This is a genomic window from Spirosoma flavum, assembly GCF_042686045.1.
Taxonomy (GTDB): domain Bacteria; phylum Bacteroidota; class Bacteroidia; order Cytophagales; family Spirosomataceae; genus Spirosoma; species Spirosoma flavum.
This window is the reverse complement of the sequence record NZ_JBHUOM010000014.1, coordinates 1-26,348: the sequence shown is the minus strand read 5'-3', so window position 1 is coordinate 26,348 and position 26,348 is coordinate 1. Positions and strand designations below refer to the sequence as shown.

General features: G+C 43.7%; 30 protein-coding genes and 1 pseudogene. 15 read left to right on the top strand and 16 right to left on the bottom strand.

Annotated elements, in window-relative coordinates; genetic code table 11:
* The first annotated feature begins 206 nt into the window (after window positions 1-206).
* From ACFS25_RS16510 to ACFS25_RS16485, 6 genes are all read left to right on the top strand, one after another.
* A complete protein-coding gene (locus ACFS25_RS16510; RefSeq protein WP_381503241.1) occupies window positions 207-2,099 on the top strand; it encodes a tetratricopeptide repeat-containing sensor histidine kinase in 1,893 nt (630 codons plus the stop codon).
* An 8-nt stretch (window positions 2,100-2,107) separates the two neighbouring features.
* On the top strand, window positions 2,108-2,746 hold the full coding sequence (locus ACFS25_RS16505) for a response regulator (protein WP_381503236.1): 639 nt from the start codon (window positions 2,108-2,110) through the stop codon (window positions 2,744-2,746).
* A 205-nt stretch (window positions 2,747-2,951) separates the two neighbouring features.
* A complete protein-coding gene (locus ACFS25_RS16500) occupies window positions 2,952-4,451 on the top strand; it encodes a PKD domain-containing protein (RefSeq protein ID WP_381503233.1) in 1,500 nt (499 codons plus the stop codon).
* Window positions 4,452-4,479: 28 nt separating this feature from the next.
* Entirely contained in the window at window positions 4,480-5,205 is a 726-nt protein-coding gene (locus ACFS25_RS16495; protein ID WP_381503230.1) for a hypothetical protein, read from the top strand.
* 46 nt (window positions 5,206-5,251) lie between these two features.
* On the top strand, window positions 5,252-5,488 hold the full coding sequence (locus ACFS25_RS16490) for a hypothetical protein (RefSeq protein ID WP_381503227.1): 237 nt from the start codon (window positions 5,252-5,254) through the stop codon (window positions 5,486-5,488).
* 141 nt (window positions 5,489-5,629) lie between these two features.
* Window positions 5,630-6,154, top strand: coding sequence for a hypothetical protein (locus ACFS25_RS16485; RefSeq protein ID WP_381503224.1), 525 nt, complete (start codon window positions 5,630-5,632; stop codon window positions 6,152-6,154).
* Window positions 6,155-6,523: 369 nt separating this feature from the next.
* On the opposite strand, the gene ACFS25_RS16480 is transcribed toward ACFS25_RS16485, so the two are convergent.
* From ACFS25_RS16480 to ACFS25_RS16470, 3 genes and pseudogenes are all read right to left on the bottom strand, one after another.
* A complete protein-coding gene (locus tag ACFS25_RS16480) occupies window positions 6,524-7,720 on the bottom strand; it encodes a hypothetical protein (RefSeq protein WP_381503222.1) in 1,197 nt (398 codons plus the stop codon).
* A gap of 149 nt (window positions 7,721-7,869) precedes the next feature.
* A pseudogene (locus ACFS25_RS16475) lies at window positions 7,870-8,046 on the bottom strand (IS3 family transposase); the annotation flags it as partial.
* 580 nt (window positions 8,047-8,626) lie between these two features.
* Window positions 8,627-9,025, bottom strand: coding sequence for a winged helix-turn-helix transcriptional regulator (locus tag ACFS25_RS16470; RefSeq protein WP_381503219.1), 399 nt, complete (start codon window positions 9,023-9,025; stop codon window positions 8,627-8,629).
* A 152-nt stretch (window positions 9,026-9,177) separates the two neighbouring features.
* Between ACFS25_RS16470 and ACFS25_RS16465 the strand changes: the two genes are divergently transcribed.
* The 4 genes from ACFS25_RS16465 (at window position 9,178) to ACFS25_RS16450 (ending at window position 12,079) form a co-directional block, all read left to right on the top strand.
* A complete protein-coding gene (locus ACFS25_RS16465; RefSeq protein WP_381503218.1) occupies window positions 9,178-9,513 on the top strand; it encodes an antibiotic biosynthesis monooxygenase family protein in 336 nt (111 codons plus the stop codon).
* Between the two features lie 53 nt (window positions 9,514-9,566).
* On the top strand, window positions 9,567-10,499 hold the full coding sequence (locus ACFS25_RS16460) for a bestrophin family protein (RefSeq protein ID WP_381503215.1): 933 nt from the start codon (window positions 9,567-9,569) through the stop codon (window positions 10,497-10,499).
* A gap of 361 nt (window positions 10,500-10,860) precedes the next feature.
* Window positions 10,861-11,643 (top strand): helix-turn-helix domain-containing protein, encoded by a 783-nt coding sequence (locus ACFS25_RS16455; RefSeq protein WP_381503212.1) that lies wholly within the window; start codon window positions 10,861-10,863, stop codon window positions 11,641-11,643.
* Between the two features lie 28 nt (window positions 11,644-11,671).
* Window positions 11,672-12,079: a VOC family protein gene (locus ACFS25_RS16450; RefSeq protein ID WP_381503209.1), complete on the top strand. Its 408-nt coding sequence runs from the start codon at window positions 11,672-11,674 to the stop codon at window positions 12,077-12,079.
* 736 nt (window positions 12,080-12,815) lie between these two features.
* Here the strand turns inward: ACFS25_RS16450 and ACFS25_RS16445 are convergent.
* The 3 genes from ACFS25_RS16445 to ACFS25_RS16435 all read right to left on the bottom strand — a co-directional run bounded on the left by ACFS25_RS16445 (window position 12,816) and on the right by ACFS25_RS16435 (window position 15,576).
* Window positions 12,816-13,331, bottom strand: a complete 516-nt coding sequence (locus ACFS25_RS16445) for an SRPBCC family protein (protein ID WP_381503206.1) — start codon at window positions 13,329-13,331, stop codon at window positions 12,816-12,818.
* Between the two features lie 149 nt (window positions 13,332-13,480).
* Entirely contained in the window at window positions 13,481-14,422 is a 942-nt protein-coding gene (locus ACFS25_RS16440) for an NAD(P)-dependent alcohol dehydrogenase (RefSeq protein ID WP_381503201.1), read from the bottom strand.
* 68 nt (window positions 14,423-14,490) lie between these two features.
* Entirely contained in the window at window positions 14,491-15,576 is a 1,086-nt protein-coding gene (locus ACFS25_RS16435) for an alkene reductase (protein ID WP_381503199.1), read from the bottom strand.
* Window positions 15,577-15,866: 290 nt separating this feature from the next.
* On the opposite strand from ACFS25_RS16435, the gene ACFS25_RS16430 reads away from it, so the two are divergent.
* The gene (locus tag ACFS25_RS16430) at window positions 15,867-16,337 is read left to right on the top strand and encodes a cupin domain-containing protein (RefSeq protein ID WP_381503195.1); all 471 of its coding nucleotides are present in this window, start codon (window positions 15,867-15,869) and stop codon (window positions 16,335-16,337) included.
* Between the two features lie 8 nt (window positions 16,338-16,345).
* On the opposite strand, the gene ACFS25_RS16425 is transcribed toward ACFS25_RS16430, so the two are convergent.
* The 7 genes from ACFS25_RS16425 to ACFS25_RS16395 form a co-directional block, all read right to left on the bottom strand.
* The gene (locus ACFS25_RS16425) at window positions 16,346-17,326 is read right to left on the bottom strand and encodes a helix-turn-helix transcriptional regulator (RefSeq protein ID WP_381503193.1); all 981 of its coding nucleotides are present in this window, start codon (window positions 17,324-17,326) and stop codon (window positions 16,346-16,348) included.
* Window positions 17,327-17,712: 386 nt separating this feature from the next.
* A complete protein-coding gene (locus ACFS25_RS16420) occupies window positions 17,713-18,123 on the bottom strand; it encodes a DUF2000 family protein (protein ID WP_381503190.1) in 411 nt (136 codons plus the stop codon).
* 2 nt (window positions 18,124-18,125) lie between these two features.
* The gene (locus ACFS25_RS16415; protein WP_381503267.1) at window positions 18,126-18,527 is read right to left on the bottom strand and encodes a GNAT family N-acetyltransferase; all 402 of its coding nucleotides are present in this window, start codon (window positions 18,525-18,527) and stop codon (window positions 18,126-18,128) included.
* 33 nt (window positions 18,528-18,560) lie between these two features.
* Entirely contained in the window at window positions 18,561-19,082 is a 522-nt protein-coding gene (locus tag ACFS25_RS16410; RefSeq protein ID WP_381503188.1) for a MarR family winged helix-turn-helix transcriptional regulator, read from the bottom strand.
* 678 nt (window positions 19,083-19,760) lie between these two features.
* Window positions 19,761-19,991, bottom strand: a complete 231-nt coding sequence (locus tag ACFS25_RS16405; RefSeq protein WP_381503185.1) for an integrase core domain-containing protein — start codon at window positions 19,989-19,991, stop codon at window positions 19,761-19,763.
* Window positions 19,992-20,031: 40 nt separating this feature from the next.
* Complete coding sequence (locus ACFS25_RS16400; RefSeq protein WP_381503182.1) at window positions 20,032-20,469, bottom strand: DDE-type integrase/transposase/recombinase; 438 nt, start codon at window positions 20,467-20,469, stop codon at window positions 20,032-20,034.
* Between the two features lie 184 nt (window positions 20,470-20,653).
* The gene (locus ACFS25_RS16395) at window positions 20,654-20,956 is read right to left on the bottom strand and encodes a transposase (protein ID WP_381503180.1); all 303 of its coding nucleotides are present in this window, start codon (window positions 20,954-20,956) and stop codon (window positions 20,654-20,656) included.
* 1,146 nt (window positions 20,957-22,102) lie between these two features.
* Here ACFS25_RS16395 and ACFS25_RS16390 point away from each other — a divergent pair.
* From ACFS25_RS16390 to ACFS25_RS16375, 4 genes are all read left to right on the top strand, one after another.
* The gene (locus ACFS25_RS16390; protein WP_381503177.1) at window positions 22,103-22,510 is read left to right on the top strand and encodes a hypothetical protein; all 408 of its coding nucleotides are present in this window, start codon (window positions 22,103-22,105) and stop codon (window positions 22,508-22,510) included.
* 88 nt (window positions 22,511-22,598) lie between these two features.
* The gene (locus tag ACFS25_RS16385; protein ID WP_381503174.1) at window positions 22,599-23,225 is read left to right on the top strand and encodes a hypothetical protein; all 627 of its coding nucleotides are present in this window, start codon (window positions 22,599-22,601) and stop codon (window positions 23,223-23,225) included.
* A gap of 161 nt (window positions 23,226-23,386) precedes the next feature.
* Window positions 23,387-23,902: a YcxB family protein gene (locus tag ACFS25_RS16380; protein WP_381503171.1), complete on the top strand. Its 516-nt coding sequence runs from the start codon at window positions 23,387-23,389 to the stop codon at window positions 23,900-23,902.
* Window positions 23,903-24,132: 230 nt separating this feature from the next.
* Window positions 24,133-24,510, top strand: a complete 378-nt coding sequence (locus tag ACFS25_RS16375; RefSeq protein WP_381503168.1) for a hypothetical protein — start codon at window positions 24,133-24,135, stop codon at window positions 24,508-24,510.
* A gap of 137 nt (window positions 24,511-24,647) precedes the next feature.
* On the opposite strand, the gene ACFS25_RS16370 is transcribed toward ACFS25_RS16375, so the two are convergent.
* From ACFS25_RS16370 to ACFS25_RS16360, 3 genes are all read right to left on the bottom strand, one after another.
* Complete coding sequence (locus ACFS25_RS16370; RefSeq protein ID WP_381503166.1) at window positions 24,648-25,076, bottom strand: hypothetical protein; 429 nt, start codon at window positions 25,074-25,076, stop codon at window positions 24,648-24,650.
* Window positions 25,077-25,330: 254 nt separating this feature from the next.
* Window positions 25,331-25,795 (bottom strand): PQQ-binding-like beta-propeller repeat protein, encoded by a 465-nt coding sequence (locus ACFS25_RS16365; RefSeq protein WP_381503163.1) that lies wholly within the window; start codon window positions 25,793-25,795, stop codon window positions 25,331-25,333.
* Between the two features lie 280 nt (window positions 25,796-26,075).
* The gene (locus ACFS25_RS16360) at window positions 26,076-26,267 is read right to left on the bottom strand and encodes a hypothetical protein (RefSeq protein WP_381503160.1); all 192 of its coding nucleotides are present in this window, start codon (window positions 26,265-26,267) and stop codon (window positions 26,076-26,078) included.
* Window positions 26,268-26,348 lie beyond the last annotated feature (81 nt).

The window sequence follows — 26,348 nt, the reverse complement described above, 5'->3', positions numbered from 1 at the left end:
AGAAATACTGTCCAATAATACAATCGAGCCTGGAATTTTATTAAGCCAAATAACACCCTTTCTGGATCGATATAGTGACATAGTGGTGAACTCAGTCAGTCAGCGTATGCCGTCAACATAAAATCCAAAGCTGATCCCCGTTGTTACCAATCCGGCGACATTAAATTGTTTATATTTCGTAAGTTATAGATTAGACCATTATCTGGATGAGGGCACGAATAAATAAACAGGTCCTACTCAATGTACTATTGCTCTTTATCCTGGTAACGGGTAGCAATGCTCAATTGAAACCCAATAATAGTCTTCAGCATGATATCGATAGTTTACGTAAAGTGGTCAGGAACGAGCTTACTCCGGCAGCAAGAGTGGATTCCTGGATTTATTTAGCCAGTTGCTATTTTGATTTGTCTCGAACCGATTCTATACAATATTGTCTGCAACAGGGTTTCCAAATTATTGCACAAACACCCTATAGAAGCGGGGAGTATTTTCTTCTCAGTTACCAGACCGAGTTGTTGGATAAAAACGCTTTATACGACGAAGCGCTCGATTACGCTCAAAAGAGTTTAAGGTTAGCCAAATCCATTACCGACCGAGAGCTGATAGGTGATAGTTATACACTATTAGGATTAGTGTATAATGATTCAGGACAACCACTAAAAGCTATTCAATATCTCCGACATAGTCTTAGTTTAATTCCCAGCTACACCCATCAGAAGCACCCTGTTTCGCAACGACATCACGCACTTCTTAATTTAGGCCAGTGTTATTTAAAGCTTAAGCAGCATAACACAGCGATACATTGGCTAAACCAATCATTACAGGAAGCGACCACTCAGCAGGATTACCGGATTATGTCAATTGCCCACTGGTTGTTGGGGCAGTGCTATGATAGCCAAAGGCATTTCGAATTAGCAGGTCAACAGTATGAGTTGGGCTATAAGTATGCTAATTCTATTCATGACTGGGACGCTATCATTCTATTTTTTCCTCACTTGTTCTACCATTATTACCGACATAATCAACCTAAAAAAGCATCAGATTTTCTTGAGATAGGTCGTCAACTAGCTGAACAAACCCCTGACCGAATTGCCGCCTTACCCCGCAAGAATTTCTACGTAGAACTTGTTTCCATTTATCGGCTGCTGAAAGACTATCCTAAAGCCGTTCGTGCTCAACAAACTGTTCTGGAAATAACTGAAGAAATTAACAAGAAGGCAAGTGCCCAGCGACTAGCCTTACTTAACAAGTTTAACCAACAAGAGAGTCAGTTACTTCTGCTGGATAGAGAACGTAAAATGCAACTAATTATATTGCAGAAAAATCGACTATTGAATGTGGCCTTGAGCCTTTCCCTCTTGCTGTTAGCCGCTATTTTTGTCATAATTTATTATAATTCACAGCAACGCCGGAGACTTGATCGACTACGTCAGCAAAGGGAGTTAGCTGAACTTGAGCAAAAACGGGAGGTCTCCACGCTTAAGGCTGTGATTGTAGGCGAAGAAAGAGAGCGTAACCGATTGGCTAACGAGCTACATAATGGCGTTGGTGGACTGTTGATATCAGCAAGGTATAGCCTTGAGCGCCAGATCCGGATGACTCCTATACAATTCGGATCGGAACCACTTATTCTTGTCGATAACGCCTATGAAGAGATCCGGCGTATTGCCCATAACCTCATGCCGCACACACTGCAGCATGTTGGTTTAGCTGCTGCACTGGAACAGTATTGCGAATCGATAGTGCAGTCAACTGAATTGCAACTAACGTTACAGATATACGGAGTAGCCGAACGGCTGGAGTCTTCGCTGGAATTGTGGCTATATCGTATTGTGCAAGAACTTGTCAGTAACATTTTGAAGCATGCGAAGGCTACTACAGCGTTAATTCAACTCAGTAATAATAATGGACTTGTTCATCTAACGGTCGAAGACAATGGCCAAGGCTTTGTCGTAACTGAAGTTTTGCAACGAGATGGCTTTGGTTTACGGCAACTGGCTGATAGGGCCTACTACTTAAATGGCACAGTACTTATTGAATCAGAACCAGGTGCTGGGACTTCCATTTTCATAGAGTTGCCAACTCAATCTTTACTATAGCAAATCAAATGATAACTATCGGCCTGCTCGATGACCACCCTTTGATAGTTTCTGGTATCCAACGTATGCTTCAGAATAATTCTGACATTCAGTTACACTGGGCTATTTCTCAACCCGATGATCTCCAAGAACGGCTATTAGAAGCACCAATTGATCTCCTATTACTGGATATAAACTTAACGGTTGCCAATGGTTTGGAGCTTTGTAAGAAACTTCACAAGCAATATCCAGCCTTGTACATAATAATGTTAACTTCTTATGTAGAAACAACACTCGTGAAAGCTGCCCTACGTAATGGGGCAATGGGTTACTTGCTAAAAAATGCCGCAGACAGCGAAATAGTTGACGCTATCCAATCCGTTTTCCGAGGAGAACGCTACTTACCTCAACGCATTAGGGACCTATTATTAGAAGAAAGCCTGAGCCAGCAACCCAACCAGTCACCGAGTCCGATGCCCCAACTTACCAGGCGCGAACTCGATGTGTTAAGGTTAATCGTGCAGGCATTAACCAATCAGGAGATAGCGGATAAATTGTTCGTTAGTCCTAAAACGATTGAAACGCACCGGATGAATCTTTTCCAGAAGATGGGCGTCAAAAACACAGCTGGCCTAGTGCGGATTGCAATGGAAAAAGGTTTGGTTTAATTATAATGAAATTATACAATCGGGCCTGGCTTATCACTACATAGTGATAAGCCAGGCCCGATTGTATAAAACTAAGGGTTTCCCCTGATTTTGCAATATCCGCTTTTTCACTGATGTACAGGGAATATGATCGAGCAATCTTTGCTAAGATTTTCGGAGCTATAGAAGCTTTTTTAAAGACAATTAATCTATCCACATCTTTCTCATGAAAACATGGCTACTTCGATTTCTTAATGCCCTTTTGTTGATTACTTCTATCACCGTATTAACCGATTGTAAAAAGGAGGAAGAAGCGGTTCCCAAACCTGCTGCTCATTTTAGTTATTATCCGAGCACAAATCTAGTGGCTCCGGTTACCCTCCAGTTTTCAAACGATTCAAAGAACGTTGATAGTTATGTGTGGAGCTATGATGGCACTGGCAGGACACTCACTAGCGAGAATATAGCACTTTCGTTCAGCCAAGGAGGTACGTATACCATTACGCTTGCTGCTACCGGAAAAGGCGGGACGGATACATATGCAAAAACGATTACAGTTACCGACTCGCCAACCAATACAACCAAGCCCATAGCTGAGTTTACGTATTCACCAAGCTCAAATTTAGTAGCTCCTGCAAATATAACTTTTACGAACCTCTCAACTAACGGAACCAGCTTCAAGTGGGATTTTGGCGATGGTAGTACGTCATTAGTATCAAGTCCAACCAAACAGTTTACGAAAGACGGTACGTATACAGTCAAATTGACCGCAACCGGCACAAGTGGTTCCAGCGAAGTATCGAAAAATATTACCGTTGGTAAGGTAAATTCGGCACCAGCTGTTGGCAAGGCAGTATTCTGGGCAACAGGCACCTTCTCTTACGTGGTTATCAGTACCGAAGAAGTAATATTTGATGAAGTCGGTGGTGGCAAAACACTTTCTTTTGCTGGTGGGCGAATTGAAAAACCATTCACCTCACAACCAGCCTGTGATGCAGCCAATGCTTATTCAACTCGAAGGCCGGTCGGAAAATACACATATACGGCCATTGCGTATGATGTCAATGGTATAAGACTAGCCAGTGGTTCAGGCGATTATACTGTCGTTGCTAATGGTTGTACATCGGTTAAACTTGATTTTACAGCGGCTACTGCCATCGGTCAGGTCGTGTTTTGGACCGACAAATCGAGCGGATGGAGCAGTATTGATGTGACCGTTAGCGGCTCCTCCGTTGGGAATGTTACAGGATACGCAACCTCCGTGCCTGCCTGTGGTACAAGCAAAGCAGTCACTGTAACCCGTTCGCCCGGAACCTACCCCTATACAGCGACTAGTAATACGGGAGTAAAGTGGTCAGGAAATATCACCGTCACGGCTAATCAGTGTAACACAAAACAATTAGAGTTTCCAGCTACCGCTAATTGTGATTGGGCTGCCTGGAATAAGCTCGCAACGGTTGTAACATTTGTATACAATACAAATTTTTGCGCTGATGGACAAACCTTAACAACAGTCCGCAACGATGCGACTGTAAATATGGATATGCAATTTTGTATACAAAAAGCGGATGGGACTTGGCAGACACTCACTGGTTTGAACACCCGGCCAGGGGGTTATCTAATTGGTCCTAACTATTATGTATGTGGGCGGGCTAAAGGGTATAAATTTTGGGCCAGGCCAACGTCTCAAAGCGCCACATGCCCCTATCCAGAAAAGTGTAACTAAAATAATAAACCTCTAAACAAGTAAATTTATGGCACTTAATTTTGACGAAGCCTTTTTAGATGTGAATGATGCTGGTGATATTCCAACATCTGATAACATTTCCGGTATAGAGCTTAGATTATCTCAGGTTTTCGTAAAAGAGAATGGTACTATTCGATTCCCGCCTTTTCCAGGATTTTCAAAACTATATGTCACAACCATTGTGATAAGTGATCTTGGAAACGTTATTCAAACGCTCGATTTAAAGGGATTTCCAAAAGTTGGCGATAATGAAGAACTACCTGTAGATCGTACTATTTTCTTCTACCAGAAAACGGATTCTAGCCCAAAACCCCCGTCTCAAATACATGTATTTATTTCTGTTATAAAGAGTAAACAAGCATTGAGAGACGTTGGGAAAGTTATGACGAGTCTAAAAAACGATGAGGAGTTCGCTGGAATTGTTTCAACAATTAAAAGTATTGCTAAGGATGCTACAGCTGCCGGTCAAATCTCTGACTTAGTTCTACAGGTAACGTCAATTATAGGAAAATTTCTAGGAAATGTTCAAGATAAACCTCTATTTTCATGGTTTAAAAGTTTTACAAATTTAGGAGGAGAATTTGATAATGCCGGAATATCTATTGTTCCAAAAGAGAATGAAAAAGTAAAAGTTGTAATAAATAACATAGTTAGAGATAAAGAGAGAGAAGAAGCTTTCTTAGCTGCAGAGAATGTTTTCCCAGAAGATTTTCAGGTAACTGAAAATAATTAGTACATTGCAATAGAAAAAGCCATCAAATCAATAACCTGCTTCATTTATGGAAAATAATTTAGCAAAACCGACTCATATAGTTATTAATAAAACGCCCTACTTTGAAACTAGCCCTCAACAGGGCTGGCCACCAGAAGGTAAATTAAAAAAAGGTACTCAAATAACGATAATAGAACCTTCATTGTCACAAGGCTACACAAGAGTAAAAACTGAAGATGGGAGTGTTATAGGGTATGTTGCTTCGAGTGACATTGCTTCTATTGGTAAACTCAGCAAAAAATAGTAGTACAAAGTCACTTTTTGTTTATAAATACTGGCTATGACACGGCTCAATTATTACTTCTATACTTTAATATTTTTAAATTTTTCTTTTTCTACATTATGTCTAGGCCAAGATCAGAAGGTGAAAATTAATATTCATTCTATGACGGGATACTCAAATTATGAGAAATTTGCTAGACTAGCCGTTGTTAAATTGGAAGAAGTCCTAAATTCAGATGAATTTAGAAAGGCAGTATTAAGTGGGAATTACATCCGAACTAATGGATTTTCTAACAAGGATTTGTATGAACAAATAATGAAAGCTCATGAGGTGCAAGGTGAGGGTGGCGAAGACAAGGTGATAGATTTAAGGCTAAGGACACTATCACTGGATTCGGATGGGTCAGGATGGATGAAGGCCTGTGACCTAAATTCCAGATATGGGACAATTGGTATCGATGGAAATAGGGATGGAATTGCTGCAATCTGTCCTCAAAGGCTTGAACTTTGGGCAAAAGAGAATAGTATTTCAGAGCTAGCTGGTCATTACGCTCACGAATATATGCACATAATTGGCTTTAGTCATCATAAATGTCTTTCATCTCAAAATTGGAGAGAGAAAACATTCGTGTATAAAATTGGGAATTTAGTTACAGAGTTAATCAGTAACAATGGAAACGCAAACTAATTGTATTCGTAATAAAACTCGGTTGCGGTCTATTACTTTTCAGGTTGAGTTTTTGACAGCTTTGTAACTGATATTATTGCCATTTTTGGCGCTCTAACTTGCTTAACTACCGGCTATACTTACCACCTTTTACTGGACAATAAGGTAACAATTTTGAATTTGTGTCTATTCTTGGAAATGCTCTATTTATATGACTAATGCTTTTACCAATTTATGCAGTGCCAATTATTGTTTAAGTAAAATTAGAGAATTTAACATTTTCGTCCAGTAAAACCCTCCTTTAAGTGGCAACAAATCAGGATAAAATTTCCAATTTTATCCTGATTTGTTTAAAAATTCGACAAGTTCCGTTTAAATAAGTTTATTCAATTAAGGAAACCATACTTCAACAGAATTATTAGCACCGTCAATATCGAAGAAGTAAGTTTCAATAAGATTTTTAGGTCTTTTGCAATTCAGACGAACACTTTTACAAAGCTCATCAACGGCTTTTATAATAATTACCTTTGATTTTTCAATTAATTTAAAATCACTATCTGATATCTCTATTTTTGTTGCTCTTTCTATCTCATCTAACTCAACTATAATATTATTTACCAAATTGTGTAGTCGTTCCGTTTTGATATAATTTACATTAGATTCAACTACTTTTCTAAATTCTTCTAAAGATTTGTTCATAGCTATAACACTTATCTGTGCATGCATTCTGGTATAAATTGCTCTTCTATTACTACTTACAACTATAGTTTTAATTCCTTCGTATTCTTCATTTTGGCTATCTGTTAATGTATGATCTTTCTTTACACCAATAAAGCCAATTTTTGACTTTATTGGTGTAACAGTAGTAGACGCTGCCTTAGTTGTAAGTTGATCATTATTAGACAAATCAGAAATAGAAGTTTTAGATAATTTAAAGAAGCCTGAACTATATTGTTGAATTGTTGGAAATACATCACTATCATAATAAAATATACATTTTACTTTATAATTTTTTTTGTCTAATAAATTTTGATAATCTATTTTATTTATTAACCCGTCTAAATATAGATACGATACTATTTGAGGTTTAATCCCTTGATCATCAATATTTACTTCAAACGTATATTCTTTTGCATGTCCTACGGAATCCATTATAAGCAATGTTCCTTTGTTTTTAATAGGGACGTACTTATTTTTGGACTTAGGTATAACTTTAAATTTAAAAGTTAAATTTTTTTCATTTGGCCTTGGTGCAACATCTATTGCATCAATATGTTCTAATATTAACTTAATTAAATTTGAATGCGGTTTCTCATAATGCTCTAAGTCTTCACTATTTATAAATTTTGATGGGTTAATCTTATCGGTTATATAACCCAGAAAGCCTAATATCATAGCGATAAGCGCTAAAACAAACAAGCGTTGAATAATCAGTTTAAGAATTTCTCCACCAAATTGTTTGGTGAGCTGTGGAAAAATATTTGCTTTAATAATTTGCCTAGCAATAAAGAAAAAAGCTGATGCAAAAAATCCGGCTAGCATTAAAGGGGTAGAAATATTTGCTGATAGCTCAAAGATTTTATTCATTCCAGATGTGTTATAGATTAAACTTGTGGTTTGACTCTGTAAGAATCCCAATTATCACTCTAAGGACCATTCTCTTTCATTTGAGCCATGTAGATACCATCATCATTGCAGCGCAGATTAATTGGGTTGGTCCCGTTTGGCCGGACACTTTACTTATGAGAGTTTAATAAAACAGTTTGATAATACTGGTTTTCAAAATCAATCGGGGAACGGTAGCCTAACGATGAGTGTAGCCGACGAACGTTGTAATACCCTTCAATATAGTTAAACAACTCATCACGGGCATCTTGTAGACTGATAAAACATCCATCCTCCAGCAGCTCTGCCTTTAATCGACCCTAAAAAGACTCAGCATGAGCCGGTCCGCCGATGCGGTTTTGATAGGGATTATCAGCTTCCGCCATACTTTGCAGACACCGCCATTTATCGAGCCGTTGCCGAAAAGAATGACCAAAATACTGACCACCTCGATCCGTGGACTTGCTACCCTTTACTGGACACGGCCTTAAGATCGTTTACCTGCCTAGTTTAAAGCAGTACGTTGTTTCTTAGTAATATTTCATTTTAGTGGTGGAGCTGTTGATACTTACTTCAGCTCAATTTATTGCTTTAGTGCAAATAGCGGTGCAGCCCGATTCGTTCACGAAAACCCTTGGCCAAATGCACTCTGCTCATGGCTTAAGGAGATCGTAAAGCCTTCAGCTTTAAAGCCAGTAACCGTTCACGAAAAGGTTGCCTTTTCTGAACACTGTTAGGAAAAGTACAAAATATTAAAAAATATAACTTGCCATTGATTTAGCGGTAAAATACTATTTCTATACCTAACGTGGATGAGCTCTCGCCTAACAAGAAGTAGCTAGGCCGCTTTATTGTGTCAAGTCTGGTGGAAGAATGCTGGGTTATTTCTTACGGGTCGATAGCCGAAGACGCTGACGGACCAGATGAAGGGGGTATCTCTTGTTTAACCGCCTTTTTAAGGCCCCAGCTTGACATGGCTTTCAAAATGGGAATCAGTGTCTGACCCGCTTCGGTTAGCCCATACTCTACTCGGGGCGGCACCTCGGCGTGCACCTGCCGCCAGATCAACCCATCGGCTTCCAATTGCCGCAACTGAAGGGAGAGCATCTTCTCGGTCATGTTGGGTATCAGTCGGCTTAGTTCGCTGAAGCGTTTTTTATCCTGAATTAGGTACCACAAGACAACCGTTTTCCACCGGCCCGCCAGATAGTCCATCGTTAAATCCATGGGACAGGTAAACTCTTTTTCCCGGTGCAGGAACAGATACTCTTTATTTTTTATTTTCATCGAAAAAAAGTTTGTCTTTCAACTAATTGATTCTTAACGAAGCGGTTACGTAGTTCAGCTACTATCATGGATGACAGTCCTTGTTCACGATGAAAACGCCAGCTATACTTGTTGCAAAGTAAACAAAAGCAATTCGTAAACGCCTCTCAGCTATGGAAAACGCAGTCTCCAACTCGGTTGAAATTATTCGGTACACCATTGCAGCTGATCAGCAGCTGGCTTTCGAGCAGTCCTATGCCCAGGCCGCCATTCACTTACTGGCATCCCCCTATTGCCGAGGCTACCAACTAATTCACGGGGTTGAGGAAGCAGCCAATTACATCGTTATTATTCAGTGGACATCGGTGGATGAACATCTCAATGGATTCCGCAAAAGTGAGGAGTTTGGCCTGTTTTTTAGGTTGGTTAAACCATTTTTTACTAACATTCAGGAAATGAAGCATTATACCAGGATACCAGGCGACTGGAAAAAATCTGATTTTACTTAACCATTAGTCGCCGTAGGCAGATTACACTTAGATAGTACTTTACACATGTCTATATGTACGTTCAAAAACACATTTCGTTTCGGATTATCGTCCAGTTCGCCTGGCGTAACCTATTGGTATTCATTACTTTGTCTACGGGGGTGTATTACATGCATACGCACTTGAGGATTCCACTGGGGATCTCGTTTCTGCCCTTAGGTACCATTGGTACGGCCGTGGCCATCACGCTTGGCTTTCGCAATAACTCCGCTTATGAACGATTCTGGGAGGCCCGGACCCTGTGGGGTGGCCTTGTCTATCAAAGCCGGATATTTTCTCGCCAGCTCCTGTCGGTCTATATACCGCCAGGAGCCCCTCTGGAGACAGAAAGAAACCTGTTGGATCTGCATCGATCGTTCATGTATCGACAAATCGCCTTTGCGCACGCCTTGCGGATGCATCTGCGCCGGGAAGAACTGACGAATTCGGCTTGTTGGACGCAACTGGGCCCATTGCTGTCGGCGGATGAGTTAACGATCCTCCAGCAGGCCATCAATAAACCCAACTGCCTGCTCAATCTTCAGTCAATGGCCTATGCCAAAGTCAATGATTCCCAGGAGAGTTCGCTATTTCGGCAGATTCAGCTGGAAACGATCCTGGCTGAATTCACGCAATTACAGGGCAAGTGTGAACGAATCAAAAACACACCTTTACCGCGTCAGTATGCCTTTTTTACCAAGGTGTTCGTCTGGATTTTTGTGGGGCTGATTCCCTTTGGTTTGGTGGGTGAACTAGGCTGGTTGACCATTCCGACTTCAGTCTTACTGTCCTGGATATTTGTTACGCTTGAACAGGTGGGCGACTATACGGAGAATCCCTTCGAGGGAGGCATTAACGACGTGCCTATGAGTGCCCTTTGCCAGACGATCGAAATGGAGGGGAAAGAATGGCTTGGGGAAGCTAACCTGCCCAAAGCCCTACAACCCACCGACGGAATTTTGCTATAATGAAGGGACCTCTTTACCCTATTGATTACACCTGTTACTGGACCTGCTACTTTTTAGGGGACACTCAGGTAGGATAATCTGGCTGTCCAGTTTACTGTAGCCAGTTCATTTTGGACTTGCTACCTTTTACTGGACAATACAGTAAGCATGATCTTCCTATGCAGTTTACCATAGCAAGACCAGTCCAGTACATAACAGAACTCCAGTTCGTTTTGATTAACCACCGTTTAACAAGATTGCATGGCTCAGTCCTCATAAACAAAGCCCGCCACGGGCCGAATCGATTCAGCATTCCAACTCATAAAGGCATCAACCCAGAAAACATTGCTTTATTCACTGAGTGATACGCTAGCCTAACTACATGATACTTAACTCTCAGACCAACCCACCGGCCGCTACGTTATCCTTTCAATCCATTGAGCCTGAGGGGTCGATGGCCGACTTTGTCCATTATTTTTGGCAGCTTACCAATGCGACCACCGAGCCCAAAACCGTCACCATCCTGCCTGACGGCTATTTTGATCTTCTTTTTTCAGTCGTTAACAACCAACCGGTCCAGGGGTCGTTGGTTGGTCTGATCACCCAGCCCGTTGACTATCTTATGCCCATTAATGCGACTACATTTGCCATTAGCTTTAAGCTGCCAGCAGCCGAGTATCTGTTCAACACGAGTATGGCTGATTTAGTCAATAAAAGCACCGCCATACCCCTTGACTTTTGGGGGTTTGCTCCAGCCGATTTTGCCGATTTTACCCACTTCGTCAGCCGGGCCAATCAACTAATGACCACGCGTTCAAGCCCGTCTCTTGACCCTAGAAAACTGGCCTTATTTGTGCTGCTTTATTCGACGAATGGAGACCGATCCATTACTGACATTTCGGCTACCATTCATTGGAGCCCTCGGCAGCTCAATCGGTATTTTACCCGGCAATTTGGCCTGTCGCTAAAAGCGTATTGCACCCTGTTACGGTACCGAGCCTCGTTTGGCCAGTTGATGGACGGGAAACTCTACCCCCAACAAGGCTATGCCGACCAGGCTCATTTTAGTAAAGAAATAAAAAAATATTCCAGGGCTACCCCTAAACAACTGGCAGCCAATAAAAAGGACCGATTTATACAATTATCGACGCTGTCCAAACCCTAAGTTTGCCCAACATAATGAACTCGAACAAATGCTACAAAAACTAAGTGCCGACACTAACGCCATCAACTGGTTTGAGATTCCCGTTACCGACCTGAAGCGGGCGCAGCAGTTTTATGAAACCCTGCTGGCCATTAAGCTGCAAACGCCCCCACCCGCCGATGGGGAAGAGATGGCCTTTTTTCCTCGTTTACCGGATACGATTATGGCCCTATCGGGCGTAGTATCGGGGGCATTAGTCAAAAGTGACCGGTTAAAACCCTCGTCGGATGGTCCCCTTATTTATTTGAATGCCAGCCCGAGTCTACAACCCGTTATTGACCGAATAGCGACAGCGGGTGGAACCGTTCTGAGTCCTAAAACAAAAATTCCTGCTGGTTCTATTTGCATCCTGAAGGATACTGAAGGCAACAGGGTAGCTATTCATGCTGCGGAATAAGTGGTTAAGACTCACCCAGAGAAACTTACTTTGTGGCTCTGGTTTCACTGGGTTTTGCTCCCGTTTACTGGACACGACCTTAAGATCGCTTATTTGGTGTCCAGTAGAAGGGGGTAATTCTAGTCTTAGTAATGTGACATTTTAATGGCTACTTTTTTGATAAATAATTCAGCTCTATTTATTACTTTAGTGCAAATGCCAGTTTAACTATCTTCGTTCACGAAAATGCTTGGCCATATGAACGCTTGTCAGGGCTTAGGGATGTAATTTGACCTTTGTCCAGAAACCCTGAAAGCGTTCATGAAAAGGTTGCGTTATCTGAACACTTACTATGAAATGTACAAAACGTGAAGGGGCAATGCAGAGCTATTCTTATTCCTGCTTTAGCAGTAAAATACCATTTTCAGGGTAGATTTAGATTGACTATTTGCACCTACTTCGTCATTCTGTTCACCAGTTGACGAACGTTTGCATGTCAACAAAACAGAAAACAAAATGTCCTTTCAAACATCCACTAAATGACACACGATAGAAGGATTTCTTGAAAGGACTGAATAAAAGTTGAATCACTTCATATTTCGGTATTCTATAACCTGGAGGATTCCTATTTTACCAGGGGCAGTGTGCCTTTCTACTCGAAAAAGGGGGTGATTCGATGCTGGTTAAGAAGTCGCTTTTTTGATCCAGGCGATCCGACCTGCCTACGGCCGGGACTGGTAACCGGTCTAGTGGCTGATTAAATCGTTCCCGATTCCAGATTTTCTTTACTGATGTTCATGGCTTGTTCCAGCATCCCTTGAAAATCTGGCAAAAGATGGTCCTGGATAATTTTCTTAGCCTCTTCGTTCTTAGGCGTGATTACATATTTCCAGTCGATGAGTACCTTTTCTTCCTCAAGGGCGATGAACACCCAGGCCCCGTCCACTCGTTCCACCAGGCTGCTCAGGCCTTGGTCCGTGAAGTGTTCCAGTTTATACGAGAAATAATTCGGGTAATCGACATGCACCATGCTCTCGTAGGCTGAATTACCGTCGGCAAAGGTGACCGTACGGGATAAGCCTGCCTTGATCCAGTAGGCTGCTTCATTCGTTTTTACAATGGCCGGAATGGTATGGTACCCGGGAAAGATAGTAGATAACAGGACTGGCTGAATGTAGTCGAAGGCAACCTGGATGGGAACGTTCACGGTTTGCAGTACTCGGGCGGTTGGATTTGATAGCTGGTTTTGTTGACGTTCTTCTCGAGTTTCCATACTGGGTAACTTGTCTGATTGTGATAAATTTTTTTTAATGATTCTATAGGCTCAAATCCTGATGCACTCACCCTTGACGATATATACATGTCTATCAGCTAATTTTCAGGATCTTGTTGTCGGCGTGTGTCCGGCAGTCAACTTTACTGTCAATCCAGAATAATCACCGACTTGCCGATCAATTTACCCTGACGGGCTTCCCTATAGGCTTGCCTGACATTGGCAAAGAAATACGTTTTAGCCAGCACGATCTGCAGGTCAGCTTCCGCTAGCTTGGTTAACGTAGTGAGCCCGTCAGCGGTCGGTTTGACGATCAGAATCTTATGTTTTTGGCCGGAAAAGATGTTGTTGATGAACGAGGCAATGATTGCCAACGGGGAGGGAAGCGTACTGACAAAGACGGCATTTGGCTTCATCAAATTTTTTGCCTCTCTAAAGGAAAGCTTAGTGGTTAGGTCTATCACCGCGTCGAATCGCTTATTGAGGAGTTTGATCGGTTGCTTGGTGTAGTCGACTACGGAATCCGCCCCCCATTGGGTGGCCTGGGTAACGCCTTTGGTACTGACGACGGCGGTTATCTTAGCACCTCGTTTTTTAGCCAGCTGCACGGCAAATAAGCCAATCCCACCGGTAGCCCCGTTGATCAATACGTCCTGGTTAGCGCTAACAGCGGCCAGCTGATCCATAATCTGCAGGGCAGAAAGGCCGGTTAGCGGTAAGGCCGCAGCCTGCTCAAAGGAAATATTGGCCGGTTTTAGGGCAATATCGGCTTCCTTGACGACCACGTAATCGGCTAGGGCTCCGCCCTTAAATACATCCAGTACGCCAATGACCGCATCTCCTGCGGTAAAGCGGGCAACGGCGCTGCCGGTTTGTTCGACCATACCCGAAAAATCGATGCCTACCGATTTAGGGAATGTCGAACCCGACATCAATTTCATGTCGCCCCCGTACACCTTCCAATCCAGGGGATTAATCGAAACCGCTTTTACCCGGATCAGCAGTTGATCGTTCTGGATCGGGGGCACCGCTTGCTCGGTTACCTCCAGCACGCTCTCGTCACCAAATCGGTTATAGATTACTTTTCTCATGTTGGTTGCGTTTGTTAAGTTGACTAAAAAGCCCAGTTATTGAAAAAGGCGCCGGGCTTACCGCCGGGCTATACGAGTTGGGTCAATTCATCCCATACCGGGTAGTCGGTATACCCATGCGCACCGGGGGTGTATAGGGTTGTATAGTCTACCTCATTGAAGGGGACTTTTTTTTCGATCCGGTTCATGAAATCGGGGTTAGCCAGGAAGCTTCGGGCAAAGGCTACCAGATCGGCCGATCCGGCCTGTAATTTGGCTTCGGCGGTTTGGGGGGTTAGTCCATTACAGTAAATAAGCGTATTGGAAAAGGCGCTGCGGATGGCCTGGTGCGTTTTCTGGGGTATCAAAGGATTGTCGGATAGGTGGAGGTACGCTATGTCTAGGCGGTTCAACTCGCCACTCAGGTACGCATAGGTCTGGTGAACGTCAGCCTCCTCGTAGGCGGGCATATCGCTGAGCGTCGAGTAGGGCGATATGCGCACACCAACCTTCTGGGGGCCGATAGCATCGGCGATTTTTTGGGCGATCTCCAGGGTTAAGCGGCTGCGATTCTGGATACTGCCGCCATAGTCGTCCGTACGGGTATTGATATGGGGGTTTAACGATTGCTCCAACAGGTACCCATTTGCGCCATGCAGTTCCACTCCGTCAAAACCGGCTCTGACCGCATTCTGGGCGGCTTTGACAAAGTCATTGATCGCCTTGACTATGCCTTGTGCATCCAGGGCTACCGGTACGGAGTATTCCTGCAAACCGGCTGCGTCGGTATAGATTTCGCCGGTCGCTCGGATGTCAGAGAGCCCTACCGGCTGATAGCCTTCCGGTAAATTAGCGATATGGGCGATCCGGCCCGTGTGCATCAGTTGGACAAATATTTTGGCACCGCTCTCATGGACGCCCCGGGTGACCGCCTGCCAGCCGTCAATCTGGGCCTCAGAAAAAAGGCCTGGAATGCGGGGATAGCCCAACCCTTCCGGACTGGGGGAGGTCCCTTCGGTAATGATCAGGCCCGCTCCGGAACGCTGCTTGTAATAGGTGGCCATCAGGGCATTGGGGACGTTGCTTATAGCCCGGCTGCGCGTCATGGGGGCCATCACAACATGGTTTTTCAATTGGAGTGCGCCTTTGGTGAAAGGCAGGACTAATTTTTTCATGGCTGTGTGTTTTACTTTCGACACCGCAAAGGTGGGCTTACTGGAGAAGGAGAAATAGCGCAAAAAGCCGAAAAAACAGTCGAATCCGACAAGGTTGGTTAGTCCTGATAACGACCATGCCCGTGTTCGTATCGGATTCGTTTACAGAAAGGAGGGCGGCATGAGTCGACTTGTCGTTTGCGACTGATTTATCGTCTCATCGGAATAGTTTTCAACCCAGCCCCTTCCGAGCTTTGTGGCGTATTTAAATTAACTCCTGATGGAAAATCACAAAAACCAGCCTATCACCGTTGACCCCGAAGCAGGGAATAGCGTTTCGGTTATTTGGGGACACCTACCGAATTCTGATCAGCGGTGCGGCCACCGGTGGCGCTTTCGCTACCATTGATATGCTAATCCCACCCGGCGGTGGCCCTGGTCCGCACGCCCACGCGGGTTTTGAGGAATCCTTCTACGTGATCGACGGCGAAATCGAGGTTAAATCCGAATTTGGCCAGTACACTGCCACGAAAGGATCGTTTATTAGCATTCCGAAAGGGGGCGTGGTGCACGGCTTTAAAAATAATACCGGGCAAACGGCCCATCTGCTTTGCACCGTAGTACCGGCCGGTCTGGAAACGTTCTTTGAGGAGATCGGCCAACCCGTTGCTGCGGGCCAGTTCCTGCCGCTGCCCCATTTTGATGAAGCCACCATTCACCACTTACAGGCTATTGCCCAAAAGCATGGTCAGCAGGTATTCCCCCCTGATTACCTGGGGTAAATAGCGCGTTACGAGGACGAATAGCGCTTCGGGTTCAGGCCATACTGCTTTTCAAAGACCCGGCTGAAGTGGCTCAGATTGGAAAAACCCAGTTCATAGCCCACCTCGCCAACCGAATGCTTGCCCTGTTTTAAGAGAAAGGCGGCTTCTTCCATGCGGGCCTGCTGGTAATAGGTATAGATCGTAATGCCAAACGTTTGCTTGAACAGCTGTTTTAATTTGGTTTCACTCATGGCCGCGACCTGGGCCAGTTCCCGAATGAGTGGGGGCACGCTCAGGTCGCTGATGATCTCACTACGAATATACAGGAGTCGTTCGGCATCAGCGCTGTTAATGGGTTGGTGGGCAGCACTTTCGCGTAACGATAATTTATGAAAAACCAGATAAAGCAGTTCCTGCACCTTAATCTGCATGTAGAAATGGCTCAGTTGATTAGTCATGTCCAGGGCCGCCATGTTTTTAAGCAGCAGCTTGGTTTCGGCTCCCATGCGTTCAAAGAAAAGAAAGGAATTGCCGTTACCCGTAATGGTTTGGAGCACCGAATTGGGTTCGCTAATGGCTAACAAGTCGGTCAACCGGGGAGGCTTTATGGCGACCACGACGTACTGAATTTGTTGACGGGCGGGAAATCGTAGGGTAGAGCTTAGATCGTTGGAGGTCACCTGGATCGCTGACTCATCGCGCTGCGAAAACAGAACCTGGGTGTCCTCATCGTAAGCGATCTGGAGTGCCTGCTCGTTGTTGTAAAAAAAGACGGTGATCAAATCATTTCCCTGGCCGGACGTATGGCGTTTGACAATGAGATCTTCCTTAAGCAAGTACCGGTGGATGGTAATCTTGAAGTCGGGTCCGAAGGCCAACTTGCGAATGTACCCCTGTCCCAGCTGATCGGGTATCACCAGCAGGCCGTTTTGTACGGTTGCCTGTATGTGCCGGGCAAAATAGGTTATAAAATCAAAATCGGGTGTCGCTGTAAAGCTGAAAAGCATGATGAAAGGGCCGTATATGGCTAACGGGTAGCATTAGGTCACGGTCGAAATATAGACCGACAGCGTTAAAGTTGAAAATGAAAATGCTTCGATCAGCCTCGCCTCTGGTTATAAATCGGTTGGCAGGTACGCTTACCGGCGAAACAAGCGATCGACTGGTATCGTAGGCATCAATGCCATTCTCATTAACCAACCTATAAGCCTGCTGCTATCAATTCTTAAGCCGGTGGTATCACTTTATATGACCTACCAAAGGACATCCGGTCAAGGTCTACGGTATAAACCATTTAGCGAATTACCAGGAGCCGTCTCCTTAGTAAGTCTTACGAACGTGTGGTGCTTAAGAATACCGTTGCTCCAATTCTTTCGTAGCTTGTTTCGAGGGCTTAGTCGTGAAATTTTAACCCGTCGAGGGCCTTATCCACTTTCTTATTCTCGCCATACACGATGACCCCTACCAGGTCTAAGTCATCGACGGTGTGACGGGCTATTTCCTGCACATTCTCTTCGCCGGACTTGGTGCCCAAAAGCGGGTTGGTGTAGATGCCGATGGCCAGATCCCGGTCTCTGGCTCTCTGAAATGCCCGTTGCAGTTTTTCCGATGTATCGGCCTTGTAAATAAGGATCGGATGCTTCATAAAGGGAAGGAATTTCACCTGATCCGATGTGATAAAGTCTCCTCCGTGTGTTTGCGAAAACTGGATGGCGATACTACTGGCCAAGAATGAAACCACGTTCATTTTCTGCCAAGAGAGCAAATCGTTCTTTAGGATGATGGCTACTTTCTGATCGTACATGGCTATTGGGTTAGATTTAATTCCATTTGAATGTTGCCCCGTTTGTAAGGCGTAGTCCGGCCGACAACTTTTTGAAAACCAAGCTTTTGGTAAAGATTGATCGCTGGGGTAAGGATGGTATTGCTTTCCAGATAAATCCTGGAAGCGCCGACTTCTCGGGCGGCCTTGATGGCGGCTTCACCAAGCCGTTTACCGATACTTTTGCCTTGTGCCTTTGGCGAAACGGCCATTTTCGCCAGCTCAAAATCATAGACGGGATCGTCCATTTTGATTAATGCGCAGACCCCCACCGGTTCATTGCGGTATAAGGCGATGAAAATCTTACCGCCCTTGTCCAGGATATGTTCTTTGGGATTGTCCAGGGCTTTGTAATCCGACTCTTCCATGGTGAAATAGGCAGAAATCCATTCCTCATTGAGGAATTTAAACGGGGCCTGCTATTGATCCTGATAGGGAATAATTTGAACGTCCTGCCCTTCCCTACGCTTTTTCTGCTCTTGAACCCGTTTAAGCAATGATTTCTGGTCCAGCAGAAACTCCCATTCGGCTAGGGCTTCCCATAGATTGTGCGTTGCTTCCTGGATGATGCCATCAATAGCCACCTCGACATCGGCCGATTGGCGTTTTACTTTTTCGGCTAAATCGGTTCCCTGCCGAGTCAAGCCGACCACGTTTCTGCGTTTGTCCTTCGAATTCAGATTTCCTTCTACAATCCCGGCCGCTTCCATCTCTTTGATAATCTTTGTCACGGAGGGTTGCGAATGCCCAATCTCACCCGCGATTTCCGTGACCGTTTTTCTTCCATCGTTGGAAAGAACAAAGAACACGGGGAACCACTTGGGCAAAAACGCTACGTCATATAACGCATATATTCTGGCTGCATCATCGGTAATTCGCATGGTAAAAAGGCGGAGTCTGCTTCCTAAAGCCATTTTGCCGGTTTTGTCAAAAAGATCCATAATTGATTATATAACTAATTATGCAAATATAGTAAAAGCACCTTTTGTTCCCAAATTCGACGAATTATTGTGACGTACAGGTTATGTTTTATGCACTCTTATCAAAGCAGTCTCCTTTTGGAGATAAATAATCCGTATCAATGCGAAGCAGATATTGTCCGACCATAGGGCTGGCCATATTTTTGCTTCAACTAGGGTCGTCGTTCAGCATCCGTTTCACACGTAAGGCCGAGCTTAAGACCGGACTGCCTTGGTCGGTCGTTGCGGTGAGCAAAATGAAGGGCCGTATGCTACGTAAAAGTAGTTGACAGGTATTGAAAGAGGTTGTCAATCAAACGCCCATTTCTTGAAGCAGAGTCATGAAGTTTCTACCGTCTCGAATAGGAGCGTTTTTGTGAGACTGCCGGACATAACCAAACAAACAGTCGCGCTCCATCGTACGTCCGTGTGACCCGTCCCAGCAGGGGACGGGTCACACGGACGTACGATGGAGCGCGACTGTTTGTGTCCGAAGAGTTAAATGGGTATTTTAAGAGAAGTAAGGTGTACCATAATAAGCATCTACAGCATAGGCTTGTCCGTTGAATCTGGATGTGGCTTTAACTCGCTGAGAAGCGAACTGGTGTAATCGCCTGATTAAAATGCCGTGGACTTGCAACATTATACTGGAGATTTTTTTCAGGCAGCTATCGGGGTAGTGTAAAAATAAGATTCTTGTTGAGCGGGAGTCTGATACTTCAGGCTTGAATGTCTCCGTCGACGATTATACCAGCCCTCGACATACTCGAAGGTGGCTAACCGGGCGACGCTCCGAGTCGGAAAATCAGCGTGGTTCACCAGTTCGCTTTTGAATGTCTTGAAAAAGCTCTCCGCCACGGCATTATCCCAGCAGTTACCTTTTCGGCTCATGCTCTGCACGACTGGCAATCCCTTTAAATGCTCCCGAAATTCAGTGCAAGCGTACTGGATGCCACGATCCGACCGGGTCGCCGGAGCGATGAAAGAGAAGTTCGCCATCTATCCGTCTGTTCTTGAGAGCCATACGCCAGGCGGCTACGCTCGTATCAACCGCTTTCAAGTTATCGCTCAATGCCCAGCCGATCACCTTTCGATCGGCTAAATCCAGCACAGTTGTCAGGTATAGCCAGCCTTCACCAGTTGGAATGTAGGTGATGTCGGACACCCATTTCTGACCTGGCTTATCGGCAGTGAACTCTCTGTTCAACAGATTTTTAGCTACTGGATAATCATGCGATGAGTCGGTCGTCTGAACACGATACTTTTTATACATGATACTGCGAATCGCTGCTTTATGCATCAATCGGGCTACTCGGTTCCGTGATGCCTTTACGCCCCGTTCCCGTAATTCATCAGCGATCCGGGCCACCGTGGCGCGGGACTGCCGTACCGATACTGACTCTGGGCATGTACCAGTCGAATATCATTCAACAACTGCGTTTGTTTTAGTTGTCTGGAACCCACCGGATGTTTGCGCCAGTAATAGTAACCACTACTGCTCACCTTCAGCACTTTGCACATCTTCTCAACAGGAAACTGGTTGGTGTTTTCCGTTATAAATTGGAAGATTTCCCGTCTCCCCTGGAGAAGATGCCGACTACCTTTTTTAAGATATCGCGTTCGAGTTGAGCATCTTTAAGCTCTTTCTGTAGTCGCCTGATCAGCTTCTGCTCCTCGCTAAGTCCAGGGGCCGGGGATAGTAATTGACCGGGGCTTTTATGGCTTTGTCGCCATTTGGTAATTCGACTTGAATCGATGCCCAACTCACGAGCAGCTTCTTGCACGGAGCCTTTTGCATGGGATAACTCAACGGCCATTTTTCTAAACGTCTCGTCGAATACACGCCTTTTTTTCATGGGTACCTTTTGGTTTGTCCCCAAATGTGCTTAAAAACTGTCTCCGGTCAAATGTAGCAGGTCCAGAAGCTACCTATATGGCGTAAACTATTCATAACTAGCTTACTCCAGTTGATATGGCAGGTTGCAATGAGCCAATGTACACCTCCAAAAATGATGGTTTTTACTTCACTCTACCAATATTCCCTTAACATAATACCGGTCTTTTAACCTCCCTTTTTAAAGGTCAATTGGACCTGTTTTCAGGGCTTGTATAAGGCATATGATCTTAGAATAGTTTCTCAACATAATGGTAGCTATACAACAGCTCTTCAAAAAGTACAACACCTGGCTAACTCGATTAGTGACTAGGCATTGTACTTTTCCCCTGTTATAAGGAATTACCAAACTTGGTAGCCTATTTCCCCCCTTTTAGCTTGGTAAATAGCGACAGAATAAAAGTGGACTACAATTCATACTGAGTAAGTCCAATAGTAAGCAAAATCACTAAAATTAATCCGAGTAGGATAACTAGCCTTCTTGTAGGTTTTCCAACTGGTCTGTTCATGTTTAATAGGATTTGTTTCGGGTGATTGGGGCCTTGCCCCAATCACCCGAATTCTTTTTAGGCATAGACTACCTTGAGTATGTAAAAAAAATCGGCCACATAAAGCAGCCGATTTTTGAGTATCCCACCATTCACTGTACTACTTAGAACAACTGTTTGTGCGTGTTTTCGTTTTTTTTGTGCACTGTTAGGATCAAGAGTGCACAAAAAAGGAGACTAATCTTATTAGTCTCCTTTCCGTTTCTATTCACATCACTTAACTGACTATCAGTAACTATTATCTGTACGAGAAAACAAAACCACTGTTGACAAGTTTTTTAAAAACTGATTTACTCAACGACTTTATAATCTTCCTCTTAGGCTACACTAGACAAAAGTGTAGCCTTTTTTTTGTGTATAGTTGGGGTGGTCCATGCCTAAGAAAATCCAGCCCGGTACGGGCTAACTGGCCAACCAAGAAAAGATTGGAAAGGGCGGCCGTCGCCTTTAGCTTTGACCTTCGATTAAAATCCTATATTTATCGACCTTCCAGCAGTTCCGGTGAACTTGGGAACGCCTATTCAAGCAATGAGGGCTAAACAGATTGATGATTCTAGCGAGTGGCTGTCATAACCGATAGTGCCTGGATAGTTTTATATGGGAACGATTTCTCGCCCTACCAACTGTCAGAACAGACGGGTTTGTCTTTTGAGGAAGTCGTTGAGAAGGGGGTTACCCTTCAGACAACAGGTCCTCATCAGGGTGGTTTTGCGCCTTATGGTTGGGCTCGATCAACGGCCTTTACCCAGGTCGAAGGCGAAAGCATAGAGAATCGATTACTCCTGTTGTTGAGTGAACTATATGACAAAGTGGGAAATCGACTTGCCGACTTTAATATTGAATCTATTAGTGTCTGGCTGGTAGTCAAACATAGTGGAGAAGGTCAACACGGGTTTGAGATTGGGCCGCAAGTCTTACTATTGATCGGCCAATTAAGCGCCACCTTGTGCATAGACTACATGCTGTAAAAAGGAAAGCACCACTCTCGTTAGGACGTTTGCTGAATGAACAGGCCTACGCTAGGCGATTGAGGGGTTAGAAAATACGATCGAACTCATGGATATAGCGGCGGTTAATAAACGATTTGAACGGGTCATTCAGCGCGCCTTTGTCAGACCCTTATCCTCAAGGGGTTACCAACGAGTTGACAATCAATTCTATTTGAAAACAGGACGGGTGGGCAAGTTGCTAACTATCCAACGAGAGCCTGAACTTATGCAGCATGGTCAAATCGTGATCTTCACCATCCATGTCCATATTACGTCCGATGATTTTTGGGATTTATCCTATCCTGACAAGTCTTACCCTAGCTCCCATTCTTTTCCTTTCCAGGATAGCTACCCTTACTATATACTTCATCGCCACTTAGGTAGGTTTTATGGTAAGCTGCGCGGCGATCAATGGTTGGCTCTTGATTCTACCCTTCCCGAACAACTAATGGTTACCTACCTGCGGAATCTGCTGTCAAGTCGAATCTTGCCGTACCTTGATAAGATTAATTCGATTGATGATATCCTGAATGAGTTCAAAATACCTTCTAGCTCTCGAATGCAGATGTTAGCCTGGTTAGGTCGTCGTGATGAAGCCTATGCCGAATTTACCAAATTGATGGCATCCCGGCATCAGAAAGGGTTTCGAATAAACATGGTTGGCTTTGCCAAGCGCATAGGTGTAATTGAGTAGAGGGGAAGAAAGACACCGCTCTATTTACCAGAAAACCTCCGGTGGGTATCTTTGCTAAAGTATGAGAAGCGAGTTATGCAGCGATGTATCGCCCCGAGTACAATAATTGCGGCGCAGACTCGGCTTTAGCCCTTAGTTAACATAATTACTACTTATACAATATGATTGAAACTACTTTCAAACTTACAGAGCACGAACTTTATAAAGGGTTACTTGCTATTTCTCGAAGTCGTATAACGACAAAGACATCTAGAATATTTGGTATATTTATTACTCTAGTAAGTATATCAGTGCTATATGGTGACATAATGAATAATGCTACACCCTCTCTATATTCTGTTTTACTGCTATTATTTGGTTTGTATTCTATTTTTTTAGCGGAGATTTCCAGTAAGATTCAAGCTCGGTCCCTTATGAAGAAAAAAGCGCAAATTACCGAGTCAAGTATTTACATTTTTGATGAAACAAGCTACCAGCTTAGTGGCGAAAGCTTTTCCACTCGCATGACATATAATAAATTATTTGAAGTGCGAGAAGTAAGGGATTTTATCCTCTTACGGGTAACAGAAGGAAGTGCGAATATATTACCTAAACGCGCTTTGTCCGCTGATCAGTTTACTAGCTTGAAGCAAATAGTAATGGCTGTACCCAACTTGAAGCTTAAGTTGAAAGGATGAAAGTAAAATATAATTAAACCGATATTTTAGTCTATTAATAACTTCAGAGACTTCTAAGTTTATTCTCTTTACATAACGTTATTTATACAACTAATCTAGAAAAAATGAAAAATGCGGCAGCTTTTTGACTGAATCTGTAATAGTATTTTTCTACGTTACTCACCTTATCAATGATCTTGATTCCAACCTATTCTTTTGTAAAAGGGTCATCATGAAAAATCTTTCATGCAATGAAATTTACATCTTTTGTAGTTCTGCTTCTCCTGACCTTAACAGGTTGTAGCTCTGACAAAGCCATCAAGCCCATTGACCTCTCCGGATGCACTGATAAAAAGTATACGCGAGCAAAGCCACTTCAAAACATAGCTACTATTGTTCTTGCCAGAACGTACACCACTATCAACGGTAGCAGTTTTACGGACTATTATTTAGATCAACCAGACGTAGCCGGTTTTGCCGTTCCCTGGGTAGCCTGTAATTTGCCAGATGCGTATAAAAAGGACAAATTAGCTGTTCGAATCAACGGCTATACATTGACTTATCCGGGTATGGAAAATGAAAACGGTATTGGTAACCCAATTGAGCTAACGCATATAGAAGTGAGATAGCTATACAAGAAAAATGCAAAAGCTTTATTGATATAAGATTAGCGTGATTTCTAGAGCAGTTATATAACTAGCATTATTTTGCGAGAATAAAAGATGATTTCATACAATTAGATACAATCAATAAACTTAGATTATTACTATCGTACTTCAATTGGAATAACCTCTAAACGCGTTGTTTCACCGATTATATTTCTGTTTAGATGCCTACGATTCCATTTCAACACATAGTTAACCCCTATTAATACATCTATGGTTGCGAGCACACTACTCGTTGCTTGAGATCGTTTGGGATTGATGTAATGATCTGTTACGCCAAAAATTAAACCAAGGGCGATAGCTGGTAGAATGCTTCGCTTGATAGGGACTTTGTCTAAATTAGTGATAGCTGAAAGAGGAATTTCTCTTTTAGCGCTAAAGCTCGTCGTACTGTAAATAAGGGTTGAATCGGTGATGTCTCGAACGACTCCACCCGCTAAAAATTGATGTCCTTGAAATAGAGTGTACCGGCATTGAATAAACTGTTGCCGCTTAATATCGATGCTTTTGTCAGTACTAAGATCAGTCATTCTTAATAGACGTTGAGAATAAACAGACCATGAAGAGATACAAATAAGCACAAGTAATAGCCCAGTCCTCATTATCAAATTCTTCGTTATATAAGTGCCATAGCTGTTGCAAAAGTCAATCTCTGTTTGTGCTGGCCCCGTTAATATAGAATTCCCAGTCAATTTATTACCTATAATCGGACTGAACTCTCCGCTCTTTTGGCCTTTCCAGACTTTTGCAACAGCCACTGGCATTATGTTCACTAATTCTATACCTACTTAGGTTGGAGAGTGGGTAAATGATAGTGAATATACTTCCCCCTCAATGGACCAGCTAGTAACTCCGACTCATTTAACTGAGTAAACCGATCAATAGAGGGCATCTTCAGCACTTGAAGCAGCTCACCCTTGGTAGCATCTCTTTTGTAAATACCCCTTCCAGCCATCTCCACGATCAAACTACTATCAACTAAGATAATATGTCTGACTCGTCCAGGACCCTGTTTCCAAATCAGCCTTTGGTCCTTAATTGAATAACAGAAGAGCCCCCTTTCCCAAGTGCCAATGAATACAAATTGCCCATCTTTGGTAATCGGAGTACCATATTGAGCATTGTAGGCTACCGAAGCCACCGTTTTAAACTTGGCTACAGTTTCACCTTGTGGATCTATACCGGTTAAGTATCCGTCTACATCGTATTCAATAGTCCGTACATTCTCTTGCTGGTAATGAATTTTCAAGAGATTAGGAAGAAATTCTATCCTCATTACATTTCCAAAACTGTTGTCCAATCCGACTTATGTTAACCTACAAGAAAAGTTAGACATAATTCCAATTTTGTTATATAGCTAATTTAGGGGCTTTCAAATGATTTAGTCATCTGTAAAGGCAGAGCTTTGTCTCTGCTTGACGGCGGTGGCCGACCATTGCTTTCTCTTTCTTCAGGTTATCTGCTATCATTTGATTCGCCCATCGCCTTATCGTGCAGTCTCGTTGAACGCCCATTTTTTGAATCAACCATTATTTTAATTCCTGCCAAGCTAAATACCGGTAGACCGTCGCCCGGCTCAGATGGAACAGTTGACCAATCTCTAAAATCGTATGGGTTTTCAGGGTATACATAGACTTCACCGCTCGTGCTTTTATTTGGGCTTCAGCCCAGAGCCCTTTGGGACGTCCGCCCACTCGTCCTCTGGCACGGGCTGCGGCCAAGCCCGCTTTGGTCCGCTCGTGAATTAAGTCACGCCGGTTCGCCGGTGCGATCGAACTCCGCTAGCGAAGCAAATATATTAA